We start from the raw sequence: 21,698 nt of genomic DNA on the forward strand, positions 1-21,698 counted from the left end.
TAAAGGGATAGCGACTGTAATCATATACCTCACTCAACCTCATGAAAGATTTATGGTCTTTCAAATGTAGCGTAAATTATTCTTACCGCCCAAGAGAGGCGAATGCAAGACAATTCTTTTAACCTGCCGTCGCAATCATTCTAGTTGCTGCATTACCGAACGCCATGCTACATCATAAAAGAAAAAGAACGCAAATATAAGCAACTATGGTTATTCAACAGTAACGGAGCATTCAGGGTTAAATTGAATTATATAGATTTGCACTGTATAAATTAATCAGAAGCTATATACAGACCTGAAGATGGAAAAGGCCATCTAGATGATGTGATTGATTTGAGGGTGAGTGCTTTCTTCACTATCTGCAACAGAGCAAAAAAAGTGTTTTGATAAAAGCTACAAAAGCTTTGCAGCAACACCAATGCAACTATAAACGGCCCCACATTTTGCTCGAAAGCGGCATTTCCGAAAAAGACAAGCAACACACCTGCCAAAGCGAATAGAGGTAGGGCCAGGTAAGTATAGGCGCAGGTAATCTGTTGAATTATTTCTCTTTTACCCTTGGCGTCGAGGTGGAAGTACTCAATGAATACCACCTGGGACAGGCCAAAGGAAAACAGAATGCCAAGTACCGTGGCAATAGTTGTGAGTAACTCAAGTTTACCATAATCGCTTGGGGCAAGTAACGAGGTATAGAGGGGAATCAGGAAAAAGCCTATACCTTTCAGGAACAAAGCGCCTGAAGAGTAGATGAACAGGTTCTTTACGGAATTCGACTTAAATATTTTGTCTGTTAACCTGTTAAACAGGGGGGCTGCTATCTGCACTACACTAATTTAAATATTTCCTCAGGCCCTTAGAAGGCTGTAAAACGACAAAGATAGGTAAGTTATATAAGTTTATTTAGCGCCTACGAACAGGAAGTAGGCTACTACAAGTTTAACATGGTTCGGTACGAGGCATCCATCATTAACCTGCCAGACGCTACCCAGGTCAAAGTAGGCTGCAGCTGGTTTTAGAAGTATGATTGGTATCACGCATCTACTTTTTAGATATTTCGAGGGGCCGCACTGGTGTTTGTCCTCAAAAGAGAGGGGCATCCCTTTTCGCCGGCAGAGTAGTGGCCGTTGAGCCAGAAAATAGCGCGGTCTTGCAGCTGAGGAACGAGAGAATGAAGCACCTTACCACTAACGCCCTTTAGAATTGTTATGTGTGGGTAAGGCTTGAATTTTGACTTCGCGGCCTTTATAAAGCGGTTCGCTTAGTTGAACAGAATTTATGTCTTGGAATCGGGTACGCTGTGCTTCATTCATCTTGCCAAGGTAAGTACCGGTCCCCACTCATGTGTTTACTCCGGATTTTTCCTGATACTCCCTTATTTTGAGTTGCTTTACCAAATGAGGAGGAGGGGCTGGCTTGCCATCTCTTTCTCACTGCTTCAGCTCGTGGTAGCCTTGCCAGGCAAACACGAGATCCTTTCCACCAGGCTTCTTTAGGAATGGGGTACGGGAGTACCATAAAAACTAATTATAGGAACGCGTAGATAATTGTATATTTGGCCTTCGAAAGCATGGGTTTATGTACGAACACGAAGTGAAAGGCAGAAATAAAGGTGCAAGCTCTCAAGACGAGGTAGATATCTATTTTATATATACCAAGGTTGGGGATTTGCTCAGCGGTATGGGCAGGAGCATATCAGGTTTTTTCAGGGTGCTCTTACGCTATAAATGGGTCCTGTTGATTTTTACCTTGATGGGCTCAGGAATAGGATACTTGACTTACAAATCCACGAAGCCCTACTATACTTCCTCCATGACGCTGGTGCTGGCTGAAATCCGGAACCAGTTTGTTGAGAATCAGCTGCAAAGACTTTCTATTATGATTCAGGAGGATAATTATGAAGCCGTGGCACAGGACCTGGATATGAGTGTGGAGGCCGCAAAGCAGATAAAGGAAATGAACTTCTCAAACCTGGATCAGGAACTGATTGCAGAGGACAGTGTGCTGACCGGATCCCCTTTTGAGATAGAGCTTTCTGTATACAACAGTGAATACTTTAATTCTTTGGAGCCAGCTCTTGCCAATTACCTGGAGAGTAACAGGTATTTCTCTAAGCAGAAACTTATCAGGCAGCGAGAAATGGAGAGCATGATCAGCAAGCTCAAGGAAGATATAACCGCCATGGATAGTGTAAAAAAAGCCGTTGTATCTCCCCGCGGACCGGTAAATGGATTCGTTTACGGGCAGCCACTGGATCCGGCCGACCTTTTCCGTGAAAGTATAAACATGTATCAGCAGCAGGTGGAGCTAGAGGGAGACCTGGATCAGTTGGACAACATTCAGATTGTGAATGGCTTTGCTCCCCGCCTGAGACCTACAGGTCCTAATCTGCTAAAATACCTGGTTATAGGTGGTGCGATAGCTTTTTTCATTAGCATACCTGTTGCCTTAGGATTGGATAGCAGGAAAAAAAGAAAGCTGGCCTAAGTAATATTATGCAATAAACGAAAAGCCGCTGCTATACTTTCATAGCAGCGGCTTTTTTGTTTTAATAAGTTACTCATCCTTCCGCATCACCCAACTCAGGTTATACAGATCTCTGCGGCGGTCTTTCAGGTTGCGGACGCTTCCCGCGGTGTTCAGGTCCTTGAGCAAATCCAGGTCCAGGTCGGCAATTAGCGTCATCTCGGTGTTCGGAGTGGCCTCGGCTATCACGGCGTCGTGTGGGAAGGCAAAATCGGAAGGGGAGAAGACGGCGGACTGGGAATACTGGATGTCCATGTTCTCGACCTTCGGCAGGTTACCCACGCTTCCGGTGATGGCGACGTAGCACTCGTTCTCTATGGCCCTAGCCTGGGAGCAGAGGCGCACGCGCAGGTAGGCGTTCTTGGTGTCGGTCCAGAAAGGCACGAAGAGAATCTTCATGTCCATGTCGGAGAGCATGCGGGCCAGTTCCGGGAACTCCACGTCGTAGCAGATCAGGATGCCGACTTTACCTATGTCGGTGTCGAATATCTTGAGTTTATGGCCCCCGCGCATTCCCCAGTAGTGCGACTCGTCCGGGGTAACGTGGAGCTTGTACTGCGAGTCGTAAGTGCCGTCGCGGCGGCAGAGGTAGCTCACGTTGTAGAGCTTGTTGTCGTAGTACTCCGGCATACTTCCGGCAATGATGTTGATGTTGTACGACAGGGCCAGGTGGATCATCCGCTCGCGGATCTCTTCAGTATACTCGGCCATACTTCTAATCGCCTCAGATGGCGTATCCTCGTTTGATAAGGCCATGAGCGGCGCGTTGAAGAACTCCGGGAACATCACGATATCGGACTTGTACGAGCTTACGGTGTCCACAAAGAACTCAACCTGCTGCATAAAGTCGTCGATGTCCTTGATGGCGCGCATTTGCCACTGTACAATGCCGATACGCACCACGGTTTTCTTGCCCCCGATCAGCTTTTCCTTGTCCTCGTAGTACACGTTTATCCATTCCAGCAGCGTCGCATAGGCCTTGGAGTCGGTGTCGTCGGGGAGGTAGCCTTTCAGGATGCGACGGACGTGGAAGCCGTTGCTCAGTTGAAAAGAAAGCACCGGGTCGGAGAGCTCCTTGTTGCGCACCATCTCGATATACTTGGCAGGCGTAAGCTTGTTGGCGTAGTCCTTATAGCCGGGTATGCGGCCGCCGGCAATAATGCCACGCAGGTTCAGCTTCTCGCAGATCTCCTTGCGGGCATCGTAAAGGCGGCGGCCCAGGCGCAGGTTGCGGTACTCCGGGTGCACGAATACATCGATGCCATACAGCGTGTCGCCTTCCGGGTCGTGCGTTTTAAAGGAGCCTTTGTCAATGATCTGGTCGTAGGTGTGCTTGTCGCCATACTCGTCGTAGTCAATGATCAGGCTCAGGGCGGCAGCCACTACCTTGCCATTGTCCTCAATACAAATCTGGCCCTCCGAAAACTTCTTCAGCAGGTTAGAGAACTCCTTCCGGGTCCAGGCGCCGTCGATGCTGGAGTACACGGTTTCCATGATCTCCTTCACCTCTTTGTAATCTTTCAGCTCGAGCTGGCGCAGGAGCAATCTATGTTCAAAACTGGTTTCTTCTCGTTCACTCATTATGTGTTGGGAATTTTTATACTTGTAGCTATATACGTAGGCTTGCCATACTTTTGATATAGTATACCTCCAGCACCGGATAATGCAAGCGATACCATGCAAAAATAACGAAAGAAGCGCAGTTTGCGGCTGCGCTTCTAAGTATAGTTTCTCGTAAAGTGTACTTTATACTTGGATCTCGGGCACCTCGCCCTCCACAATCAAGTTGCCCGCCGTGGCGGCCCTGATGTCTTCTACCGTTACACCCGGCGCGCGCTCCAGTAATTTAAAGCCGCCCTCCACTACCTCCAGCACGGCCAGGTCGGTAACGATCTTTTTCACGCAGTTTAGGCCCGTGAGGGGGAGGGAACACTCTTTTAGCAGCTTGGACGAGCCATCGCGGGCGGTATGCTGCATGGCCACGATGATGTTCTTGGCGGCGGCCACCAGGTCCATGGCGCCCCCCATGCCTTTTACCATCTTACCGGGAATCTTCCAGTTGGCAATGTCGCCGTTTTCGGATACTTCCATGGCGCCAAGTATGGTCAGGTCCACGTGCTCGCCGCGAATCATGCCGAAGCTCTCAGCGGAACTGAAGATGGAGGACCCTGGAAGCGTGGTGATGGTTTGCTTGCCTGCGTTGATCAGGTCGGCGTCCACCGCATCCTCGGTAGGGAAGGGGCCCATGCCCAGCAAGCCGTTCTCCGACTGCAGCACCACCTCTACGCCCTTTGGGATGTAGTTGGCTACCAGCGTGGGTATGCCGATGCCCAGGTTCACGTACATGCCAATCTTTACTTCCTTGGCAATTCGTTTTGCTATACTGTGTTTATCTAAAGCCATGTCTCTCAATTAAGCAGTTCTTACCGTACGCTGTTCGATGCGCTTCTCATACTTGTCGCCCTGGAAAATGCGCTGCACATAGATGCCGGGGGTGTGGATCATGTTCGGGTCGAGCTCGCCGGCGGGCACCAGTTCCTCCACCTCGGCCACAGTGATTTTTCCGGCGGCCGCCATCATGGGGTTAAAGTTGCGAGCGGTGCCTTTGTAGACCAAGTTACCAGCGGTATCACCCTTCCAGGCCTTTACGAAAGAGAAATCTGCCTTCAGCCACGCTTCCATCAGGTACATTTTGCCGTTGAACTCGCGGCTCTCCTTGCCCTCACCCACCTCGGTGCCGTAGCCGGCAGGGGTGAAGAAGGCCGGAATGCCCGCGCCACCGGCCCGGATACGCTCTGCCAGCGTGCCCTGTGGAATCAGTTCCACTTCCAGCTCGCCGCTCAGCAGTTGGCGCTCAAACTCCGCGTTCTCGCCCACGTAACTGGCGATCATCTTCCTTACCTGCCGCTTTTGCAGCAGCAGCCCGATGCCGAAGTCGTCCACGCCAGCGTTGTTGGAGATGCAGGTCAGGTCTTTTACGCCCAGGCGCAGCAGCTCCTGAATTGAGTTTTCCGGGATGCCGCACAGGCCAAAGCCCCCCAGCATCAGCGTCATGCCGTCCTGAATGCCCTGTAGCGCCTCCTGTGCATTTTTAACAGTTTTATTGATCATAGTGGGTGGAATTGGGAATGTTTAGCTGCCGGTGCGCAAGTTTTCTGTGTTTGCCTTACCGGCTCTTTCTTACTGTAGGTAATTTAGATATAAAAATAGGCATATAAAAGTATGGCTATCCCTTTTTCGGGTGAAATGGGGGAAAGGTTAGGTGAAAAGTTTCTGATCTCAATTTTCGCGCATACCTCGGGGATCTATAGTTTGCCATACTCTCCCGATGCAGTTGGCTCTAAAGCCGAACGCCAGTCTGCATCTACAGGCTGGCGTTCGGCTTATACTTTAAAGCATGGGATTGGCAAAGTATGGAAGCGCGTTAGTGCAGGGCCAGAAGCTCTCTGGTAGCCTGCTTGTCTTTCTCCAGCTGTGCTTTCAGGGCATCCAGGCTCTCGAACTTGCGCTCCTTGCGGAGCTGCTCCATAAACTGCACCGTGATGGTTTTGCCGTAGAGGTCGCCGCTGAAATCGAGCAGGTGCACCTCCAGTGTCAGTTTTTTGCCTTCCACCGTTGGCCGGAAGCCGATGTTCATCATGGCCGGGTGGCGCTCATTCCCTATACTTGCCCACACGGCGTACACGCCATTACCGGGTATGAGCTTATGGGCAGGCGGAAGCGCTAGGTTAGCCGTCGGGAAGCCGATCGTGCGGCCGATTTTGTCACCCTCCTCTACCACGGAAGTTAAGCTGTAGGGGCGCCCGAGGTAACTGTTGGCCGTGTCGATGTCGCCGCTTTCCAGCGCCTTCCGGATCTTGGTAGAGCTCACGCCCACATCGTCCACATCCTGACGAGGAATTTCTTCCACCTCAAAACCATACTGTGCCGAGCGGGCCTTCAGATGCTCAAAGCTGCCCTCGCGGTTCTTGCCAAACCGGTGGTCGTAGCCGATGATTAATACCTTGGTGTTGATAGCCCGAACCAGTATATCAGCGATAAAGCTGCGGGAGGAGGTACGGGAGAACTCCTTAGTAAACGGGATGATGAGCAGGTAGTCGATGCCGAAGCTACGAAGTTGCTCGGTGCGTTCTTCAATTGTGGAGAGCAGCTTGAGGTCGTTGTCGTCCGGGAACAGCACCAGGCGCGGATGCGGCCAGTAGGTGATCACCACGCTTTGGCCGTTGCTCTGGCGCGCGCGCTCCATCACGCGGCGCAGGATCTTCTGGTGGCCCACATGCACCCCATCAAAGGTGCCGCTTGTCACCACGGCGTGGCTCAGCTCCGGAAAATCAGCTATGTCACGAATTACCTTCATCCGCTTCCTCCAGCTGTTTTTTTCTGATCGCGATGATATCGTCTATAGTAAGGGCATCCTCCAGTTTATATTCGCCGATGCGCGTGCGCTCCAGCTTGGAGAGGTGCGCCCCCACACCCAGTTTCTGCCCCAGGTCGTGGGCCAGGCTTCGGATGTAGGTACCTTTGCTGCACACTACCCTGAACGCTAATTCAGGACCGTTTATACTTGTTATGTCGAAAGCGTCGATGGTGACGGAGCGCGGCTTCAACTCTACCTCCTTGCCCTTGCGGGCCAGGTCATAGGCACGCTTGCCATCTACCTGCACGGCAGAGTAAATGGGCGGCACCTGCTCAATGGCACCAACAAAGCTCTGCGCAGCCTCTTTTATACTTTCCTCAGTCAGGTGACTGATGTCGCAGGTTTCGGTCACCTCGGTTTCGCGATCGTAGGAGGGGGTGGTTTCGCCCAGGCGGATGATGCCGGTGTACTCTTTCTCCTGCCCCTGTATCTCGTCGATGCGTTTGGTATACTTGCCCGTGCAAAGTATGAGCAAGCCGGTAGCCAATGGGTCCAGCGTGCCGGCATGGCCCACTTTCTTCACGCGGATGGTGTTGCGTACTTTCTTCACCACGTCGAAGGAGGTCCAGTCGAGCGGCTTGTTCAGGAGGAGTATTTCGCCGGCGGCAAAATCGTATTGCATCGTTATACTTTTAAGTCTACGCCCATGGCCAGCAGTGCCAACAATACCACGCCCACGGCAATTCTGTAGTAACCAAACATCTTGAAGCCATACTTGGTCAGGAAGCTGATGAAGAACTTAATCGCCGCCATCGCCACGAAAAAGGCCACCACGTTCCCGATCAGCAGCAGCTGCAGGTCCTCGGGGTGAATCACATCAAAACTGTTCTGAATTTTTACGAGGTCAAACCTTAAAAGGTCCGAAATCTCCAGCCCCAGCAAGTCCGTCAGGAGCTTATAGGTGCCAGCGGCCAGCATGGTGGGAACGGCCAGAAAGAAGGAGAACTCGGCGGCCGTTTTCCGGTCGATGCCCTGGGCCAGGCCCCCGATGATGGAGGCGGCAGACCTGGAAACACCCGGTATCATGGCCAGGCATTGCGCCAGCCCGATGAGGAAGGCGTTCTTGTAGCTGATCTCGGTACTAGTGGAGTGGCGGAACCACTTATCAACGAAGAGGAGCACCACACCGCCCAGCACCAGCATGAGGGCCGTTATCAGCACGCTTTCCAGCATGCTGTCGATCAGGTCGTTAAACGCGAAGCCCAGCAAGGCAGCAGGAATGAAGGCAATGAGCAGCTTAAAGTAAAAATCAAGCCCCTGCACAAAGCGCCGCCAGTACAGTACCACCACCGACAGTATGGCCCCGAACTGTATGTTCACTGTAAAGATCTTGGTGATCGGTAACTCGTTAATGCCCATCAGGCTAGAGGCGATGATCATGTGCCCCGTAGAGGAAATTGGTAAGAACTCGGTAAGCCCTTCAACAATGGCTAAAATGATAGCCTGCCAAATACTCATTTATTTTTTTGTTTTGTCCTTTGCCATGATGGCGAAAAATTCAATGGCGAAGCCCGCCAGTACGATCAGCGGCCCCAGTGTGATGCCCAGGAACCCGAGGCCGTACGGCTCGGTGTCCAGCGTCATGATAAAGAAGCCAAGGGCCAGCACGGCAATGCCAGCCAGCATCAGTACGTAGTTCTTCCTGCCGAAGGCAAGGTTGTTTTTGTTTTCCTCCATGGTGTTAGTATAGTTCGTCTAAAGACATGCCCAGGTATTTGCGCACGGCGCGGTAAGAGCTCATAAACCCGATGATCAGGCCCAGCACCACCAAAGCACCCATCAGGATGTAGGTCTGCTCGTCGTTGCGCAGCAGCTGCAGCTCCGAAATCTGGTTGTAGGTATACTGCATCAGGCCAAACAGCAGGGCAGAGGCCAGTACGCCGCTCACCACGCCCTGCCAGGCGGCACGGTTCAGGAATGGGCGCTGGATAAAGAACGAAGTAGCGCCCACTAATTGCATGCTGCGTATTAGAAATCGCTGCGAGTACAGGGCCAGCTTGATCGTGTTGTTTATCAGGATGATGACCACGAGCACCAGGATGGCGGCAAAGCCAATAAGTATGATGCTGAGCTTCTGGATGTTCTGGTTAATAGACTCAATGAGGCTCTCCACGTACTGCACCTCGTACACGCCGTCGACCTCCTCCAGGTCCAGTTTTATACTTTTGAGCATGGCCGAACTGGAGTGGTCGGCATCGATGCGGAGCACGTAGGCGTCGCGCAGCGGGTTGTCGCCCAGAAAGGTCATGAAGTCCTCGCCGGTCTCGTCTAAAAACGCCTTGGCGCCCTCTTCCTTGGAAACATAGCGTACCTGGGCCGAGTCGTTCTGGAAGGCGATGTATTCTTTGGCGGCGAAGGTTTTCTGCAGTCTTACCAGCTGCACCTCGGTCAGGTTGCGGTCCAGGTATACCTGCATTTCTATACTTTCCTTCACCTTCTCAGACAGTTTCTCGGCATGGATCAGCAATAGCCCGAACACCCCGATCACGAACAGCGCCAGCGTAATGCTGAACACCACCATCAGGTGCGGGTAATTGCCTAGTTTTTTCTTCTTAATGTGTTTTACTTTCGTCGCCATAGCTGTAGCCTTCCTCACAAAATTAGAAATATATTTCACAAAAGCGCAGGCGCAGGGCCCAAAGCCGCTAAAAAAGCCATTCCATACTTTATAGTTCCAGCCGTGGATCAGAATCAAGTATAATGCGGTCGCGCTCCTGCTCCAGACGCTGCTGCCGGCGGGCGCGCTTCTCGCTGCCGAAAAGCTCGTGCAGGTTATCGAAGCGCTTGGTGTGCAGCAGGCTTATACTTTGGCTCTGGGTAATGCGGCGTGTGTAAATGTTGGGAATCGAGTTATACTCCAGCCGTGCGCGGAGCTCTCCGGATTGTGAGATATAGTAGTCCAGGATCCAGTTGCCCACATAGCCGTCTCCGCCCGCATCCTCGCGGCTGCCGCCAAAACCGGTCTCGCTGGTTACGCGCAGGCGGCCCTGGAAGAACGTGTAGCTCAGACGCACCTGCAGCGCTGACAGCGCGTCCTGGCCAATGCTGCCCAACCCGATATCCACCTCCAGGTTGCTGTCGATGCTGTTGAAGAAGTTGTTGAGCTGGCTGGAGAGCAGGCTTCCCAAACTGCCGCCCACGGCCCCTGCGCCAACGCTGCTGTCGAACTGCAGGGTGCCCTGCGGGGAGAGGCGCTGCAGCACCAGCAAACTGAATACCTGACGGTTCAGCTCACTCTCGTCATTTTTAATGGAGTTGATCACCGAGTAGAGGTGTGTCTGTATTTCCTGGGGCAGTTGATCGAAGCTCAGGCCGAGCTGTATCTGTGGCGTGAGCAGCGGGCCGCGCAAGTCTATGATGGACGTGACAGGATAGCGGCCGGATATCTCAGAGACATCCGCTATTCCGCTAAAGGAAGCCATCTGGGTGTAGTTGGCGCGAATGTCCATCACACCGGCGGTAGGGTCGCCGTTCCAGGTGATGGTACCGCCGGGCACTACTTTAAACTCGCGTGTAACCAGCCCCTCCAGCAGGTTCAGGTTGTAGGCTCCCTGCAAAATCTCGAAGGTGCCATACATATTGAATTCGCCCCGCGTGTCAATGGTCATCTGGATGTCGCCGTTGCCGGAGCCCCGGATCACGTCGCCGGTGGTGCGGTCGATGATGATCTCGAAATAGGCGTCGTCGGTCACGTCCAGGTTAAAGTCCAGGTTGATGCCTGAAAGGTCAACCGTACGACTCTCAGCCTCCACTGCCACCCCTGTGGCTGCCTCCGGGTTGTTGTTCACAAAGCGGATAAAGTCTTTCCTGGAGACGTCGGTCTGGTAGTCGAGCGGCAGCACGATGCGGGTGTTGGCGTCGCTGCGGGCATCCACCTTTACCTGCAGGTTCTCGGTTGGCCCCAGCACGCTGGCAGAGCCCGTGGCAAAGGCCGTCCCGTAGAAGAGCTCGTTCTGCGCCTCGGTGGTGTTGAGCACCATAAAGTTGCGGAAGCGCGCCTCCATGTCGATCACCATGTCTTGGAAACCGTCGTGGGCGATACCCCCCGTTACCGTGGCCTTGTTGCCGAACAGGTCCTGCAGCTGCGCATTGCGGAAACTGATGCTGTTCGGACCAAAGTAAATACGGTCGGAGAAGCGATAAGTAGTGTTGAGGTAATCGAATGTGAACTGGCCACCCGATACCAGCACAGAGCCTTTCAGCACCGGGGCGTTCAGGTTGCCCAGCACCCGGATGCGCCCTTCCATGTTGCCGCCCAGGTCAGAGAACAGGCCGCGCAATACCGGCTCCACCAGCTTGAGGTTGGCCTGGTCCAGCACGGCGAGCAGGTCGAGTTGGTCTTCCTCCACCCGCGGGTTGTAGAAACCCGTGAGCGAGAGCACTTTTTTGTCGTTTCGCTGGATGCCCACATCCACCGTCGCGCGCTGGTTCGCCTTGGACCAGTCAGTGCTGCCCACCACATCACCAATAAAAACATCATCCAGGTAAAAGGAATCCACTTGCATGGCGGCGTTCAGCATGGCTTCGTTGTAAAGGTCCTGCGCCGTCAGCTTTGCCGTTACCTCTCCGGCTATCTTCATGGGCAGGATCGGGTTCAGGTTGCTCAGCTTAAAGTTCTCCACGTTCAGCAGCAGGCGGCTATCAGGGTCCCCGGACACTTCACCCTCGGCGCGAATCACCTGGTTCTGGTTCGTCAGGGCGAAGTTTTCAAATACCAGCCGTTTACCTGCCTCGCTTATATAAATGGTGTTGCCGGGAATAAAGGCCCATACGTTTTGCTGCAGCGTAATGTCCGACTCGTCGAAGATGATCTGAATCTGGTTCTGCAGAAAGTTCAGGTCGCCGGTGATGAGGGCGCGGTTTTTCTGCAGCGGCTGCCGCAGGCTGGTAGCGAACTGTATGGTCCGCTCGCTCCAAATCCCCTCCAGGAAAAAATCCTGCGTAGGCCCGGCCCCCGGCAGTTCCTGCTGGCGCGAGGTGAAGAGGGCGGCCGCCAGCACGTCCGGGTTGTCCAGCATTTTGGAGGTATTCAGTTCGATGTTGTTGCCATACAAAGTATAGCCGTCATACACAATCGTGTCGATGGCGGCATAAAGCTCCAGTATGGCGGTGGCATCGTGGCGGAAAGAGCCTTCCACCTTTGAGCTGTCGGATATAGTGAGCTCCGGCACAAGCAGCTCCAGGATAGGGTTGGCCTGCTTCAGGTTCATGGTATAGTTCACGGCATACTCGCTGGTCCTTTCCCGAGGCTTGCGGTTGTAGTAGGCCGCCGTTGCAACCGGATCGCTCTCAAAGTTGAGCTTGTACTCCTGAACCAGCGCCTTCAGGTCGGCAATCAGGGTGGTATAGTTGAAGTTGCCGTCCACGTGCAGGTCCAGCAGGTTCGAAGTAAGGTCGAGCGAACGCTGCCCGGCAGCTATCTCGGAGGCAACCATGACCGAGTCTAGCGAGAGACTGTTGCCCTGGTAGCTTACAAAGGCGCTGTCGAAGCGGGCGGTCCCCTCAAACTCATCGAGCCTTAGGCCCTGAAAGTTAAGGTTGGCCTCGGCGCTAAGTATAAACGGCTCCTTTGTTAGCTGTAGGGCCTGAAAGTCGATGCGCTCCAGGTCGGCTACCATGTTAAAGGCCTTTTTCTGTTCTGCCAGGTTTACCTCGCCGCTGGCGGTAAAGATCAGGTTCGGGTCGTTGATGGAGACATCGCCTGTAAACACCTGATTGCGCAGGATGCCGTCGGCCTTCAGGTTCTGGTAATTATAGCCCAGTAACTGCACCTGCCGGATATCCACGTTCGCCTTTACGTCGGCGGTGTTCAGCGTGAAGCCGGAGCCTTGCAGGCGCCCGCTCATGGAGATGGTGCGGATCTGCTCCTCCGCATCGAGCAGGCGGCCCAGGTTAAAGCCGTTGGTGGTCACAAAGCCGCTGTAGGACGAGGTGCGGGTGTCGTCGTCTATCTTTAGGTTGATGTCAGAGCGCAGGTTACCCAGGGCCGTGCCGAACTCGCCGTTGGCCACAAAGTCGTTATAAAAGCCCAAAAATCGCCCCTCCAGGCGCACCGTGCCCAGCCTGGCCGCCATCCGGTACGTCTCCTGGGGCAGAAATTTCCGGAGGTCCTCGGCGCTGATGGTGGAGGGCTGAAGTCTTAGGTTGGCGAAAGTCTCTTTAAAATTGGGCAGACCATCCGCATTGATGTTGCCCACGATATGCGTGTTGCGGCCATACTTCAGATCAACATCTGTAGCAGAGAAGTTCTTGACCAGCCCTTTCAGCTTAAGCGAGTTCACCTGCAGGTTCTCGTCATACTCCTGTAGCTGGGGTGCAAACACGGCAATATCCTGCGAGTATACTTTGCTGTTCTCCAAGTTGGCCGTCATCGTCACGCTGTCCATGAACTGGGAAAAATTGCCGAAGGTGCTGTAGTCGAAGCGGACGTGGTCTTGCAGGTTGCTGTTGTTGAGCTGCAGGTCCAGTTCCTCCCAGTCCCAGAAGGTGGAGGCGTAGGTCATGCGGGTGTCCAGGTTGTGCAGGCGCGTGTCGGAGTTCGTTTCCAGTGCCTTCAGGTCCGTGACCCGCACTTTCAAGGTGTCCGCCAGCTGTACCTCATCGAACCGGCCGCTCAGGTTGGTGAGGGCCAGGTGGCGGTAGTCCATGCCATACTTCGTGCGGGGAAAGTTAAAGTCGTCGTAGGTGAAGCTGCCGTTCTCAATGATCAGCTCGCCCAGCTCGAAGGTAAAGGGTTTGGAGGCCTTGGTCGTGTCTTTTACAAACAGCTCCTGCATGGCACTGATGAAGGAGCTGAGGTTGAGCGAGTCGGCTCCCTCATACTTTACCAGGTTAGCCCGCGGCTCCTGCAGCTCCAGGGTACTTATACTTAGGCTGTTCGGGTTGAAGATGGAGAAGGCGTCAATATCGGCTGTGGCCCGACCAACGTAGAAGAGCTCCTGCTGGCGGTTGTCCCTTACCTGCAGCCGCTCCAGCACCACCTTGCTGAAGAACGCAATGTCCACGCGGCCCACGCTCACCTCATGCCTGGTCGCTTCCGACAGGTAGGCAGCCACGCGCTGCGCCACCTCCGTCTGCACGCCCGGGAAGCGGATGGCGACAAAAACAGCCGCAAACAGCAGGAAAAGGAACAGGAACAGCCCTAAAACTATTTTTAGAATAGCTTTTCCTATAACTTTGAAGTAATTTGTTGACTGTTCTTTTTCCAAAGATGACCGAACCTACAATCTTAGCGATAGAATCTTCTTGCGACGAGACCTCCGCCGCGGTAATCCGTGGGGGCAAGGTTTTGTCTAACATCGTAAACACCCAGGCCGTGCACGAGCAATATGGCGGCGTAGTTCCTGAGCTGGCTTCCAGAGCCCACCAGCAGAATATCATACCGGTGGTAACGCAGGCCCTGCTTACGGCAAATGTAGCAAAAAGTGAGCTAAATGCTGTTGCCTTCACACGCGGGCCGGGCCTTTTAGGTGCGTTGCTCGTGGGCTGCTCCTTTGCCAAGTCGTTTGCGCTGGGCCTGGGCATTCCAATAATAGAGGTAAACCACATGCAGGCGCACATCCTGGCCCATTTTATCGATGATCCCAAACCGCAGTTCCCGTTCCTTTGTTTAACCGTGAGCGGCGGCCATACCCAGATCGTGCTCGTAAAAGATCACCTGGACATGGAGATCATCGGCCAAACCACCGATGATGCCGTGGGCGAGGCCTTCGATAAGACGGCCAAAATGCTGGGCCTGCCGTACCCGGGCGGACCGATGCTCGACAAGATGGCTACTCAGGGCAATCCGGACGCCTTCGCGTTTCCGGTGGGCAACATGCCGGCGTATGACTTCTCGTTCAGCGGCATCAAAACCTCGGTTTTATACTTCCTCAGGGATAAAACGAAGGAGAACCCGGACTTCGTGCAGAACAACCTGGCCGATATCTGCGCCAGCGTGCAGCAAACGTTGATCAAGACCTTGCTGAAAAAGCTGAAGCAGGCTTCAAGAGATCTGGGCATCCGTGAGATTGCCATAGCAGGAGGGGTGTCGGCCAACTCAGGCCTTCGGAAAACGCTGCAGGAGTACGCCGCCAGGTATAACTGGAATGTGTATATCCCTGCTTTCCAGTACTGCACCGACAATGCAGGCATGATTGCCATGGCCGCTCATTTCCAGTACCTGAAAGGCGACTTTGCCACGCAGTATGTGAGCCCGGAGCCGAGACTCCGTTTCTAGTTATTCGTAGCTGGTTATTCGTTATTCGATTATTGGCAAAATAAAAGTATAGTGATGAGAAGAAGTAGTATTCAAACTAAACATTCTGCTAATCCCTTTATCCTGTAAATCCTGAATTCTGACAACGGTTAACGAACAACGAATAACGATGATCAAACTCGGCGACACCCGAACGTATGTAAAGCACGTAACGGCAGCAGACTTTGCGCGTTTTGAGGATGGGCTGGTGCATGCCGTTTGCTCCACATTCTCGTTGGCCCAGGCGGCGGAGTGGGCGGGGCGTTTGTTTGTGCTGGAGATGAAAGCAGAAGATGAAGAGGGAATAGGTATCAGCTTAACTATCAATCATAAATCGCCTGCATTTGAGGGGGAAGATGTGGAGCTTGTGGCCACACTGAAAAAGCAGGAGGGCAACAAAGTGATCTGCAGCTTCACGGCAAAAGTAGGGGAGCGCCTGGTGGCCGAAGGAGAAACCGGACAGAAAATTTTGAAAAAAGAAAAACTGGCGAAAATATTGGCGCCGAAGAAAGTATAAATGGCGAAAGACAAAGACAGAATAAAGAAACACGTTAACATCGTTAACCGCAAGGCCTCTTTCGAGTTCCAGTTTCTGGATAAGTATACCGCCGGCGTGATGCTGATGGGAACGGAGATCAAGTCGATACGGGAGGGAAAGGTGAACATGCAGGACGGTTATTGCGTGTTTACCCGCAGTGAGCTGTGGCTGCACAACGTGCACATCTCCACCTATACCGAAGGCACCCACTACAATCACGAGCCGATGCGCGCCCGCAAGCTGCTGCTCAACAAGAGTGAATTGCGCAAACTGGAGCGGGGCGCCGAGGAGCAGGGGGTAACCATCATCCCTACCCGCATCTTCGTGAACGACCGTGGGTTTGCTAAAGTAGAGATTGCACTGGCGCGTGGTAAGAAGCTGTACGACAAGCGACAAGACATAAAAGAGAAAGACATGAAGCGCGAAATGCAGCGCAGCGGGCTTTAAGGATTTTGAATGAGTGATTGAGTGAATAGAAGTGTAGATTAATTTCTTGTAAGAGTAACAAGGAATAATTTTAAACTCCAGTTATACTTTGCACACTCCTTCTTTGATTGCCCATTTACTTAATTGCTCCTTAAAAATTCATTCAATCACTCATTCACTCAATCAAAATTAAAAAAGTGGACTACGGAATAGGGATGCTGAGCGTGGTGCCGATGCGCGCCGAGACATCTGACAAGGCTGAGATCGTAACGCAGCTGACCTTCGGCGAGTGCTACGAGGTGGTGGCGCGCGACGGAAACTGGCTGCAGCTGCAGCTGGCCGCCGACGGCTACCGGGGCTGGATCGACATGAAGCAACATACGCCCGTTTCGGCGGAATATTACTGGGAGTGGAGCCAGGCAAAGCACCCGCGCGCTCTGGATTTGGTGCAGGTGGTGCGCAATGCTGATGTTCGTATTCCGGTAGGGTTGGGCTGCTACCTGCCTTTTTTTGACGGGGCAAGTATACGTGTGAATGAGGAGCGCTACCAGTACGATGGCCGTGCCTCTGATCCTGCAGAGATAGCCACGCCAGCGCAGCTGCTACAGGTGGCAAACAGCTTTCTAAAGGCGCCGTACCTGTGGGGAGGCAAATCCATCTTTGGCATAGACTGTTCGGGCTTCACCCAGCTTGTCTTCGGGATATGCGGCTACCAGCTGCCCCGCGACGCCAACCAGCAGGTGAACCACGGCGAGGAAGTGCATTTTGTGGCGCAGGCCCAACCCGGCGACCTGGCCTACTTTTCTAACCCCGAGGGGCGCATCACGCATGTGGGGCTGGTGCTGGAGGGGCAGCAGATTATGCACGCCCACGGCGAGGTGCGCATCGACACCCTGGACCATAACGGCATCTACAACGCCGCCCGCAAGCGCTATTCGCATAACCTGCGCATCATCAAGCGCATCCACTTCTAAAGGCTGCTGATTTCTGTTGTCCGGCGCTACAGCTTTTCGGTGAATTCCGTAAAAGAGTAGGCGAAAGACCTGAAATCAGCCATGAAAGACAAAGTACTCATCCTGAACCAAGACTTCAGCGCCATCGCCGTCTGCTCTGTTCAAAGAGCTTTTCGATTGGTTTGCCTCGATAAGGCGGAGATGGTCTCCAAGTCTGATGGCGAAGTGCTGCGCACCGTCAGCACCGCCTATCCTGTGCCCTCCATCATCCGGTTGCAGCGCTATGTGCGTGTGCCCTACTACGGCATTGCCCTGAGCCGCCATAACGTGATGCGCCGCGACAACTACAGTTGCCAGTACTGCGGATCGGTAAAGCAGCTGACCCTGGACCACCTCCTGCCGCGCTGCCGGGGAGGGGAGACCAAGTGGCAGAACCTGGTGACAGCCTGCTCCCGCTGCAATGCCCGCAAAGGCGACCGCACGCCCGAGGAGGCCGGCCTCAAACTGCTCAGCAAGCCCACGCGCCCAACCCTACAAACCTTCCTGCAGTTGCACCTCAACCACCGCAATACCGACTGGAAAGTATACCTGGGGGTAGCGCATTAACTGCATTATAGCGTTGCTAATATATTTAGTTGTGTTGGTGTATTCCGCTGATAACCAGCAAGTATAAGCCTCTGAAGTATACTTTAGGTTTAAAGTGTAGAATTGCAACGTATACTTGCTTTGCCCTCTGCCTTTACAAGTATAAACCAGCCATACTTTGCAAAGCAGGCGGGGGTTCTGGCTCCATATTTATACTCATACTTTCTGCCTGTTTCTTCGCCAAAGGAACAGCGCTGCCAGCGGGTGTCCGCAAGTATGAATCTGGCTTTCCAAAGTATAAACCCGGCTCAACAAGTATAAAACAAACGCTTCGAACGCCTTGCTAACTTCTTTCGGGGCTCAACTCATTTCTTTAATACCCTCACCAAAAGCGCTTTATAATATCTGCCGGAACTGGTATCTGATGAATTTTTTATTTACTTTTGCGGTTCATTCGACTGGATGAGCCCGGGCAGGTGTCCGGGTATGTATAACTAAACCAAACCGGCTACATTGCTCTAAGCTGGTGGCTACCCAAGAGCAGTAAAACAATATGAGTAATTCTCCAGAAAATTTCGACTGGGACAAGTTTGAGACCCAGGGTTTCGGTGGCGGTTACAGCAAAGCTGAGAAAGCCGAAATGGAAAAAATGTATGACGACACCCTGACTACCGTACAGGAGCAGGAGGTTGTTACAGGAACCGTGGTTGGCGTTACAGATCGTGACGTGATCCTGAACATCGGTTTTAAATCTGATGGCCTTGTGTCTATCTCTGAGTTCAGGGATATGCCGGACCTAAAGCCAGGCGATCAGGTAGAAGTGTTTATCGAAGACCAGGAAGACCCGAACGGTCAGCTTATCTTGTCCCGCAAGAAAGCCAAAATCGTTTCTGCCTGGGCTAAGATCTACGACGCGCTTGAGAACGACAACGTTCTGGAGGGTGTGGTGAAGAGAAGAACCAAAGGTGGTCTTATCATGGATATCCATGGTGTGGAGGCCTTCTTGCCAGGATCTCAGATCGACGTGAAGCCGATCCGCGACTTCGACGTGTTCGTGGGCAAGAAAATGGAAGTGAAAGTTGTGAAAATCAACGCCGCTTTCGACAACGTGGTGGTTTCTCACAAAGTACTTATCGAGAAAGACCTGGAGCAGCAGCGTGCCGCTATCCTGAACAACCTGGAGCGTGGTCAGGTACTGGAAGGCGTTATCAAGAACATGACAAACTTCGGTGTGTTCATCGACCTTGGTGGCGTAGACGGTCTGCTTCACATTACAGATATTTCATGGGGCCGTATCAACCACCCAGAGGAAGTTCTGAACCTGGACCAGAAGGTGAACGTGGTAGTACTCGACTTCGACGACGACAAGAAGCGTATCTCTCTGGGCATGAAGCAGCTTACGCCGCACCCATGGGACGCTCTTCCTGCTGAGATTGAGGTTGGCTCAAAAGTTAAAGGCAGAATCGTTAACGTGGCTGACTACGGCGCGTTCCTGGAACTGATGCCAGGCGTAGAGGGTCTGATCCACGTTTCAGAAATGAGCTGGTCTCAGCACCTGCGTAACCCACAGGACTTCATCAAGCAAAACGACGAGGTAGAGGCAGTAGTGCTGACACTGGACCGCGAAGAGCGCAAGATGTCGTTGGGCATTAAGCAGCTGACCGAGGATCCTTGGACGAAAGAGGATGTGTTGACGAAATACGCTATCGGTACAAAACACACTGGTATCGTTCGCAACCTGACAAACTTCGGTCTGTTCCTGGAGCTGGAAGAAGGTGTTGACGGCCTGGTACACGTATCGGACCTGAGCTGGACGAAGAAGATCAAGCACCCATCTGAGTTCGTGAAAGTTGGTGAGAACCTGGACGTAGTTGTTCTGGAGCTGGACGTTCCGAACAGAAGACTTGCCCTGGGCCACAAGCAACTGGAGGAGAACCCTTGGGATACGTTTGAATCTGTGTTCAACATCGGTTCAGTACACAAGGCTACCGTACTTGAGAAGTCAGACAGAGGCGCTACACTGGAGCTGCCTTACGGCATCGAAGGTTTCTCTTTCCCTAAGGGTCTGACAAAAGAAGACGGCTCTCAGGTAGAGGCAGGCGAAACGCTTGACTTCAGAGTAACCGAGTTCTCAAAAGACGATCGCAAGATCATCCTGTCGCACACGGCTACTCACTCTGAGGTAGAGTCTTCCAGAGCTGCAAGAGCTACGAAGAAGGCTACCCCTGCTGCTGGCGGTGGTGAGAAGAAGGAGAAAGCTCCGAAGGTTCAGAAAGAAGTAGAGAACAAGTCTACCCTTGGTGACCTGGATGCCCTTTCTGCCCTGAAAGAGCAGATGCTGGAGAACGAGAAAGAGGCTGGCGTGAAGAAATTAGAGGCGGCTGCTGCTAAAAAAGCAAAAGACTCTAACGAAGACGAAGCTTCTGAGGAAGAGAACAACGCTTAATCAAACCTTAAGCTTGTTATACAACAGAAAGCCCCGGAGCAATCCGGGGCTTTTTTGTTTCCCACTTTAAAGTATAGCTTCTCAGTTATGGGTACGGCTAAGTATAAAAGCACCGGTGCGGGGCGTCATCGCAGAACCTAATGCTGTTAACCCAGTTTATACTTAAAAACCAAAGAAATTAGAAGATGAAGGCAATCTTACTACTCGGCACCTTAAAGAAAGAAGGCTTGTCCAATACAGAAGTCCTTTCAGAGTTCCTTGCGGGGGTGCTCAAAGGGCATGGCATAAGCTGCGATATTATAAAGCTTGTAGAGCATAACATACTTGCCGGCACCTATAGCAAGATGGGAGAAGGAGATGCGTGGCCAGGTATACTTGAGCAAGTGCTGGAGGCTGATATCATACTTTTAGCGACCCCGATCTGGTGGAACAACCAATCATCGGAAACACAGCGGGTGATTGAAAGGCTGGATGAACTACACGATGAGATTCTGGAAGGTAAGAAATCGAAATTGAGCGGCAAGGTAGGTGGTGTGGTGATTACCGGCGACTCAGACGGAGCACAACATGTTATTGCAAACATCAGCAACTTCTTTAATGCGGTTGGGGTGCTAATGCCACCGTTCTCCACGCTCTCGGTGCTATGGGAGAAGCAAAAGAAAGGCGCCGAAACAACACGTGACGAACTGATGGAGAAGTATAGGAAAGACTATCAGGAGACAGCCGAGAAAATGGCGCGGCAGTTAGTGAAGTACAGCCAGGCATAATGCATACTACATGCCAGGCTTCCGGAGAAAATCATTGCCCCAACAAACTGAGGCTCATAGTATAGTAAGGAAGGTGCCGCTTCCCTGCCTGAAGCAAAGCAAAGTAGCCAGTTGGTTACCTTACATACAGTGCTTTGTCATTCCTACTGAAAGCAGCATTTGCACACGCTACTAATTGAAATAGAGGCAGTAGCCAAGGTGTGGCTGGCACAAACCATGCAGGTCAAGGACATGGCGCTCCAAGCCAGGCTCTGGGAACAATGCTATCTGAAAAGCGATGGATATATTCTCTGTCCGCTTCACTTCGTAGAGAAGCTGTTCCTGCTGAATTACATCTGAGTACCATCCGCACCTACCACAGCCTGCTCCTGCGCTTTTTGAATGTGCACAAGGTAAAAGCCGGGGTGAAAGCGCCTGCCACGCCCCATACGCTGCGCCACTCCTTTGCCACGCACCTGCTCGAACAGGGAACAGACCTGCGCTACATCCAGGTGCTGCTGGGCCACCGAAATAGCAAGACCACCGAAATCTATACACACAACTACCCATGCCCTGGATAAAATCGTCAGCCCGTTAGATAATCTAGCATAGTCTGTTATATTAGCTTAACTATATGAACGCATGCATCACTCAATCACCAAAAGTAGATCCGGGCGGCAAACAGGTACAAAAACAGGACTTGGCAACTCCGCACATAGTGCAGATAAGCGTATGTTTTCGTTTATCCGGTAGTGCCTGTATTGACTTGGTCAATGTTTCGCTCATCATAACTTGAGCCGCCTGTTTAAGCCTAAAAGTTGGGGAAAG

Annotated in this window: 20 protein-coding genes; 10 read left to right on the top strand and 10 right to left on the bottom strand. The window is 52.6% G+C overall.

Annotation, left to right across the window (positions count from 1 at the left end; translation table 11 throughout):
* Positions 1-272 precede the first annotated feature (272 nt).
* Positions 273-824, bottom strand: a complete 552-nt coding sequence (locus A3841_RS14020; RefSeq protein WP_073852967.1) for a lipopolysaccharide biosynthesis protein — start codon at positions 822-824, stop codon at positions 273-275.
* A 751-nt stretch (positions 825-1,575) separates the two neighbouring features.
* Between A3841_RS14020 and A3841_RS14030 the strand changes: the two genes are divergently transcribed.
* The gene (locus A3841_RS14030) at positions 1,576-2,484 is read left to right on the top strand and encodes a YveK family protein (RefSeq protein ID WP_073852969.1); all 909 of its coding nucleotides are present in this window, start codon (positions 1,576-1,578) and stop codon (positions 2,482-2,484) included.
* Between the two features lie 69 nt (positions 2,485-2,553).
* Here the strand turns inward: A3841_RS14030 and A3841_RS14035 are convergent, their stop codons facing one another.
* From A3841_RS14035 to A3841_RS14075, 9 genes are all read right to left on the bottom strand, one after another.
* Positions 2,554-4,104: a bifunctional GNAT family N-acetyltransferase/carbon-nitrogen hydrolase family protein gene (locus A3841_RS14035; protein ID WP_073852970.1), complete on the bottom strand. Its 1,551-nt coding sequence runs from the start codon at positions 4,102-4,104 to the stop codon at positions 2,554-2,556.
* A 165-nt stretch (positions 4,105-4,269) separates the two neighbouring features.
* The gene (locus tag A3841_RS14040; protein WP_073852971.1) at positions 4,270-4,926 is read right to left on the bottom strand and encodes a 3-oxoacid CoA-transferase subunit B; all 657 of its coding nucleotides are present in this window, start codon (positions 4,924-4,926) and stop codon (positions 4,270-4,272) included.
* Positions 4,927-4,935: 9 nt separating this feature from the next.
* The gene (locus tag A3841_RS14045) at positions 4,936-5,634 is read right to left on the bottom strand and encodes a CoA transferase subunit A (RefSeq protein ID WP_073852972.1); all 699 of its coding nucleotides are present in this window, start codon (positions 5,632-5,634) and stop codon (positions 4,936-4,938) included.
* Between the two features lie 313 nt (positions 5,635-5,947).
* Complete coding sequence (locus A3841_RS14050; protein WP_073852973.1) at positions 5,948-6,880, bottom strand: bifunctional riboflavin kinase/FAD synthetase; 933 nt, start codon at positions 6,878-6,880, stop codon at positions 5,948-5,950.
* Complete coding sequence (truB, locus tag A3841_RS14055; RefSeq protein WP_073852974.1) at positions 6,864-7,562, bottom strand: tRNA pseudouridine(55) synthase TruB; 699 nt, start codon at positions 7,560-7,562, stop codon at positions 6,864-6,866. Before truB ends, A3841_RS14050 begins: the two co-directional genes overlap by 17 nt.
* 2 nt (positions 7,563-7,564) lie before the next feature.
* Entirely contained in the window at positions 7,565-8,398 is an 834-nt protein-coding gene (locus A3841_RS14060; RefSeq protein WP_073852975.1) for an undecaprenyl-diphosphate phosphatase, read from the bottom strand.
* The gene (locus A3841_RS14065; protein WP_073852976.1) at positions 8,399-8,617 is read right to left on the bottom strand and encodes a DUF3098 domain-containing protein; all 219 of its coding nucleotides are present in this window, start codon (positions 8,615-8,617) and stop codon (positions 8,399-8,401) included. It abuts the gene before it with no gap.
* A 4-nt stretch (positions 8,618-8,621) separates the two neighbouring features.
* Complete coding sequence (locus A3841_RS14070; RefSeq protein WP_073852997.1) at positions 8,622-9,518, bottom strand: cell division protein FtsX; 897 nt, start codon at positions 9,516-9,518, stop codon at positions 8,622-8,624.
* A gap of 88 nt (positions 9,519-9,606) precedes the next feature.
* Positions 9,607-14,148: a translocation/assembly module TamB domain-containing protein gene (locus tag A3841_RS14075; RefSeq protein WP_073852977.1), complete on the bottom strand. Its 4,542-nt coding sequence runs from the start codon at positions 14,146-14,148 to the stop codon at positions 9,607-9,609.
* 2 nt (positions 14,149-14,150) lie between these two features.
* On the opposite strand from A3841_RS14075, the gene tsaD reads away from it, so the two are divergent.
* From tsaD to A3841_RS20640, 9 genes are all read left to right on the top strand, one after another.
* Complete coding sequence (tsaD, locus tag A3841_RS14080) at positions 14,151-15,158, top strand: tRNA (adenosine(37)-N6)-threonylcarbamoyltransferase complex transferase subunit TsaD (protein ID WP_073852978.1); 1,008 nt, start codon at positions 14,151-14,153, stop codon at positions 15,156-15,158.
* A 148-nt stretch (positions 15,159-15,306) separates the two neighbouring features.
* Positions 15,307-15,693: a thioesterase family protein gene (locus A3841_RS14085; RefSeq protein WP_073852979.1), complete on the top strand. Its 387-nt coding sequence runs from the start codon at positions 15,307-15,309 to the stop codon at positions 15,691-15,693.
* Entirely contained in the window at positions 15,694-16,161 is a 468-nt protein-coding gene (gene smpB / locus A3841_RS14090) for an SsrA-binding protein SmpB (protein ID WP_073852980.1), read from the top strand.
* A gap of 176 nt (positions 16,162-16,337) precedes the next feature.
* Positions 16,338-17,114, top strand: a complete 777-nt coding sequence (locus A3841_RS14095) for a C40 family peptidase (protein ID WP_235861420.1) — start codon at positions 16,338-16,340, stop codon at positions 17,112-17,114.
* 81 nt (positions 17,115-17,195) lie between these two features.
* Positions 17,196-17,699 (top strand): HNH endonuclease, encoded by a 504-nt coding sequence (locus A3841_RS14100; protein WP_073852982.1) that lies wholly within the window; start codon positions 17,196-17,198, stop codon positions 17,697-17,699.
* A 532-nt stretch (positions 17,700-18,231) separates the two neighbouring features.
* Positions 18,232-20,124: a 30S ribosomal protein S1 gene (rpsA, locus tag A3841_RS14105; protein WP_073852983.1), complete on the top strand. Its 1,893-nt coding sequence runs from the start codon at positions 18,232-18,234 to the stop codon at positions 20,122-20,124.
* A gap of 185 nt (positions 20,125-20,309) precedes the next feature.
* Complete coding sequence (locus A3841_RS14110; protein WP_073852984.1) at positions 20,310-20,891, top strand: flavodoxin family protein; 582 nt, start codon at positions 20,310-20,312, stop codon at positions 20,889-20,891.
* Between the two features lie 159 nt (positions 20,892-21,050).
* The gene (locus tag A3841_RS20350) at positions 21,051-21,230 is read left to right on the top strand and encodes a hypothetical protein (RefSeq protein WP_170866201.1); all 180 of its coding nucleotides are present in this window, start codon (positions 21,051-21,053) and stop codon (positions 21,228-21,230) included.
* 44 nt (positions 21,231-21,274) lie between these two features.
* Positions 21,275-21,451, top strand: coding sequence for a tyrosine-type recombinase/integrase (locus A3841_RS20640; RefSeq protein ID WP_317042492.1), 177 nt, complete (start codon positions 21,275-21,277; stop codon positions 21,449-21,451).
* Positions 21,452-21,698: the final 247 nt, after the last annotated feature.

Source organism: Pontibacter flavimaris, assembly GCF_001907195.1.
Lineage (GTDB): Bacteria > Bacteroidota > Bacteroidia > Cytophagales > Hymenobacteraceae > Pontibacter > Pontibacter flavimaris.